Source organism: Lacimonas salitolerans (assembly GCF_042677865.1).
GTDB lineage: Bacteria > Pseudomonadota > Alphaproteobacteria > Rhodobacterales > Rhodobacteraceae > Lutimaribacter > Lutimaribacter salitolerans.
Genome location: NZ_JBHUDD010000115.1, coordinates 1 through 4,754, shown reverse-complemented (window position 1 = coordinate 4,754; position 4,754 = coordinate 1). Strand labels below are relative to the sequence as shown.

The 4,754-nt window shown below is 62.9% G+C and carries 4 protein-coding genes, 1 pseudogene and 1 other annotated feature; of the genes and pseudogenes, 4 read left to right on the top strand and 1 reads right to left on the bottom strand.

The window, feature by feature from the left end; all coding sequences use genetic code 11:
- Positions 1-399 precede the first annotated feature (399 nt).
- The 3 genes from ACFTOW_RS13900 (at position 400) to ACFTOW_RS13890 (ending at position 3,736) form a co-directional block, all read left to right on the top strand.
- Complete coding sequence (locus tag ACFTOW_RS13900) at positions 400-984, top strand: PRC-barrel domain-containing protein (protein ID WP_379916713.1); 585 nt, start codon at positions 400-402, stop codon at positions 982-984.
- Positions 985-1,251: 267 nt separating this feature from the next.
- Positions 1,252-1,309 (top strand) — a sequence feature (sul1 is cis-regulatory element that is thought to sense ions involved in sulfur or methionine metabolism; They are found in Alphaproteobacteria).
- Between the two features lie 64 nt (positions 1,310-1,373).
- Positions 1,374-2,864, top strand: a complete 1,491-nt coding sequence (locus ACFTOW_RS13895) for a SulP family inorganic anion transporter (protein ID WP_379916711.1) — start codon at positions 1,374-1,376, stop codon at positions 2,862-2,864.
- 14 nt (positions 2,865-2,878) lie between these two features.
- Positions 2,879-3,736 carry a universal stress protein gene (locus ACFTOW_RS13890; protein ID WP_379916709.1) on the top strand — a complete coding sequence of 286 codons (858 nt, stop codon included), beginning with the start codon at positions 2,879-2,881 and terminating at the stop codon, positions 3,734-3,736.
- Between the two features lie 18 nt (positions 3,737-3,754).
- Here ACFTOW_RS13890 and ACFTOW_RS13885 read toward each other — a convergent pair whose 3' ends face one another.
- Positions 3,755-4,420, bottom strand: a complete 666-nt coding sequence (locus ACFTOW_RS13885; RefSeq protein WP_379916707.1) for an ArsR/SmtB family transcription factor — start codon at positions 4,418-4,420, stop codon at positions 3,755-3,757.
- A gap of 79 nt (positions 4,421-4,499) precedes the next feature.
- Between ACFTOW_RS13885 and ACFTOW_RS13880 the strand changes: the two are divergent.
- A pseudogene (locus ACFTOW_RS13880) lies at positions 4,500-4,754 on the top strand (hypothetical protein); the annotation flags it as partial.

Sequence of the window (4,754 nt, the reverse complement as noted above, 5' to 3'; positions counted from 1 at the left end):
GCGCCTCACGTCGTGACAACAACATCTGGTGCGACCCTGAACAGGCCAGTGCGCCTTAACCCACACAAATCGCGAAGGGACCCCAATTCCTTTAGCCCGGGCGCTTTTGCACTGAACAACCGGCTTTCGCAGATTCTTGCCAATGGGACTTGACCCACAGGCGCCATAGCCGCGCCACCCGAGTCGTGCATGAAAACCGCTTGATCTACAGGGGTTTACCGGAAGTCGGCAGCGCGGTTCTGGCCGGCAGATGCCCGCCGATGCCATTCCGTCGGTTTTCGGGGGCGGGCGAGTTCCTGCCGGTGCCCAAAACCTCGTGCGTTGGAATGGTACGAGCAGGCACCCAAACCGACGGTGTGCAGGCGCAAGTAAGCTTACGAACTGAAAAGGAGACAGATCATGGTACGCAAATCAATTCTGGGTTCGGCAGTGGCCATTCCGCTTTTCATGGTGGCGGCGACTGCAACCTCGCAGGAAGCCCTGGTGACAAATCAGGGCGACGACGAGCTGCGCGGCGAATGGGTGATCGGGGCGGATGTGACATCGCCCGAGGGTGACTCCATCGGCAGCATCGAGGACATCATCCTGAGCCAGGAAGATGGCACGGTGACTGCGGCCATCGTTTCGGTCGGCGGGTTCCTGGGTATCGGCGCCAAGTCGATCGCCATCGAATGGAGCGAACTGGAGATCGACTGGGATGCGAACGAGGTCAATGTCAACCTGACCCAGCAAGAGGCCGAGGACGCGCCGGAATACGCATTCCGCGAGCGCGAGAACGAACCGGCGCCGGTGGGTGACAGCGGCATGGTCACCGGCACCGGCACCGGGACCGGCATGGACACCGGCACCGGCGGCACGGGTGCAGGCACAGGCTCGGGGACCGGAATGGGCACCGGGGCTGATACCGGCACAGGTGCAGGGACCGAAATGGAAACCGAGACCGAAATGGAGTCCGACACCCAGACCGGGACGACCACCGACTGATCGGGCAATCCTTGCCTGACATTGCCTGACAGGCCTTGCGCCCCTGCCGTTCGCGGCGGGGGCGCTTGTGTTTGTGTCACCGGTGCGGACCGCCGGGCCCGCCAAAAATGGTATGGTATTGTATACACTTACGCGCTGCGGCCGCCTGATCAGGGCGCTTCTGCCGCGAAACCGTGCAAAACGCAGGTAACATCGCAGACAATGGACTTTGACCAGGTTTTGGCGATTGGCTTTTGGCTGGCTGCTTTGTAAGAGGCCCGCAGCGAACATGGAGTCGGGTGAAATTCCCGGCTGGCTCTTCCGGCCGCCGATCCGCCGGGTAACCCGATACGACACGACCGTTGAAAAGACCACCGGACGCCTCTGGTGGCCAATGGACACATATACCCATGATCTCATTTACCCGATACAGACACGAATGGACCGACAACCTGCGGGGCGACCTGATCGCCGGGCTGGTGGTCGCCCTTGCCCTGATCCCCGAGGCGATCGCCTTTTCCATCATCGCGGGCGTGGACCCCAAGGTGGGGCTTTATGCCAGCTTTTCGATCGCGGTGATCATCGCGATCACGGGCGGGCGGCCCGGCATGATCAGCGCCGCCACCGCCGCCACCGCGGTGCTGATGGTGACGCTGGTGCGCGATCACGGGCTGGAATACCTGCTGGCCGCGACGGTGCTGGCCGGCCTGTTGCAGATCGCGGCGGGGTTCCTGAGGCTGGGATACGTCATGCGCTTCGTGTCGAAATCGGTGATGACCGGGTTCGTGAACGCGCTGGCGATCCTGATCTTCATGGCGCAACTGCCCGAGCTGGACCCATCCGCGGTGCCGCCGCTGACCTTTGTTCTGGTGGCGGCTGGTCTAGCGATCATCTATCTTTTCCCGATGCTGACCAAATCGATCCCGTCGCCCCTGGTCACGATCATCGTGCTGACCGTGCTGGTCGTTGTCATGGGATGGGATGTGCGCACGGTGGGCGATATGGGCGAACTGCCCGACACGCTGCCGATGTTCCTGATCCCCGATATTCCGCTGAATTTCGAAACCTTGCAGATCATCTTTCCCTACTCGGTTGCCGTGGCCGTGGTGGGCCTGCTGGAAAGCCTGATGACGCAGCAGATCGTCGATGACCTGACCGACACCACGTCGAACCGCAACCAGGAGTGCATCGGGCAAGGCATCGCCAACACCGCGACCGGGTTCATCGGCGGCATGGCGGGCTGTGCGATGATCGGCCAGTCGATCATCAACGTGAAATCCGGCGGGCGCGGGCGGCTGTCGTGTTTTGCGGCGGGGGTTTACCTGCTGGCGATGATCATGCTGATCGGGGATGTCGTGGCGATGATCCCGATGGCCGCGCTGGTGGCGATCATGATCATGGTGTCGATCGGCACGTTCTCGTGGTCGTCGATCAAGAATCTGCGCGAGCATCCGGCCTCGTCGTCCATCGTGATGGTGGCGACGGTGGTCTTTGTGGTCTACACCCACAACCTGGCCATCGGGGTGATGGTGGGCGTGCTGCTGTCGGGCATCTTCTTTGCCTGGAAGATCGCGCAGCTGTTCCGCGTGCGGTCCGAGATCACGCCGTCGGGCAGCCACCGCACCTATATCATCGAGGGGCAGCTGTTCTTTGCCTCGTCCGATGATTTCATGAAGGCGTTCGACTTCAAGGAAGCGCCGGAGAAGGTGACAATCGACCTGAGCCGCGCGCATATCTGGGACATTTCTTCGGTTGCGGCGCTGGACATGGCCGTGCTCAAGTTCCGCCGCGAGGGGGCCGAGGTCGAGATCATCGGCCTGAACGAAGCGTCTGAAACCATCGTCGACAAGCTGGCCATCCACGACAAGCCGGGCGCGATGGATCAGTTGATGGGCCACTGAGGGGGACAACAGCAATGACAACCAATACATTGATCGCGCTTGTCGACGGATCAGCCTATTCCGAAAGCGTGTGCCATCACGCGGCATGGATTGCGGGCAAGAACGACTGGAAGGTGCAGATCTATCACGTCATGGGCCGCCGGTCGGGGGTGGAAAGCCGTGACCTGAGCGGGGCCATCCGTCTGGGTGCCCGCACCAAGCTGCTGGAGCAGTTGACGGAACTGGATGCCGCTCGCGCCAAGCTGTCGCATGAACATGGCCGCGCGATCCTGGCGGATGCCAAGGATATCGTCGCAGGCGATGGCGCGATCGAGGTGGAAACCCGGCTGCGGCAGGGCGATCTGGTGGAAACGGTCACCGCGATGGAGTCGCAGGGCGACATGATCGTCGTCGGCAAGCGCGGCGAGGCTGCGGGAGTGGCGATGCAGCATCTGGGGTCCAACCTGGAACGCATCGTGCGCTCCAGCACCAAGCCGGTGTTCATCTGCAACCGCGCCTTCAAGCAGGCCGAAAAGGTGCTGGTCGCGTTCGACGGCGGTCCATCGGCGCTGAAGGCGGTGGATTACATCGCGCGCAGCCCGCTGTTTCAGGGGCTGAAAGTGACGCTGGTGTTTGCCGGGCGTGATACGTCCGAGATCCGCAAGTCGCTGGATATGGCGGTGGAGACGCTGAAGGCCGGCAGTCTTGATGCCGAAGTCATCGTGCGGTCGGGCGAGCCCGAAAAGGTGCTGGCCGAGATCACCGCCGAGCCGACGCATGAACTGCTGGTGATGGGGGCCTATGGCCATTCCCGCGTGCGCAGCCTGATCATCGGCAGCACCACGACCGAGATGATCCGGTCGTGCAAGGTGCCGGTTCTGATCATGCGCTGAGGCGCGTCAGGCCATGTTTCAGGGGTGCGCGGTTTCAACCGCCCGCCCCTCGGCCCGCCATTCGGGCAGGCCGCCCTGCATCCGCGTCGCGTCGAACCCGCGCGCGCGCAGGGCCGCCACCGCCTGATGGGCGTAGACACAGTAGGGGCCACGACAATAGGCCACGATCTGCTTGCCGGGGTCCATCTGAGCGGCCAGCGCATCAAGCGCATCCAGCGTCACCTGCCTTGCGCCCGGGATGTGCCCTGCGGCGTATTCATCATCGGGGCGGACATCCAGAACCGTCACAGAGCCTTCGGCCAGCCGTGCGGCCAGATCGGCGCGGCTGATCGGTTCGGGCGGTTCGGCCCCGCCGGACAGACCGCGCAGGATGCGGTCAACCTGGGCCAGATTACGGCCCGCCAGCCGGTGCAGCATGTCCATGACAGCCAGAATCTCGGGATCGCTCAGGCGATAGATCACCGACTTGCCATCGCGGCGGCTGGTCACCAGCCCGGCGCGCCGCAGCTGTTGAAGGTGCTGCGACACGTTGGCCAGCGAAAGCCCGGTCTTGTGTGCCAGCGCATCCACCCCGCGTTCGGCCTGGGCCAGATGTTCCAGCAGCATCAGCCGCGCAGGGGACGACAGGGCGCGGGCGACCAGCGCGTATTCTTCCAGCAGGGCGGCTTTGGCGGGGATTGACACGGCGCAGATCCTCACACATTCAATAAATCAATTGATCGTTAGCCAAGAGCGTGATGAAACGCAAGCCTGGACAGCCCTGATGACACAGACCTTGATGACGAACGAACCGATGATCCGGCTGGCGATTTTCCTGTCCGTGCTGATTGCCATGATGGCATGGGAGCTGGCCGCGCCCCGGCGGCGGCAGCATATCCCGCGTGTCCTGCGCTGGTCGAACAATCTGGCGCTGGTGGTGGTCGATACGCTGATCCTTCGGTTGACGTTTCCGGTGCTGGCGGTGGGATTGCCGCGCGACAAACAGGCTGAGAATCCAGCGTCAATCAGGATGAGAACG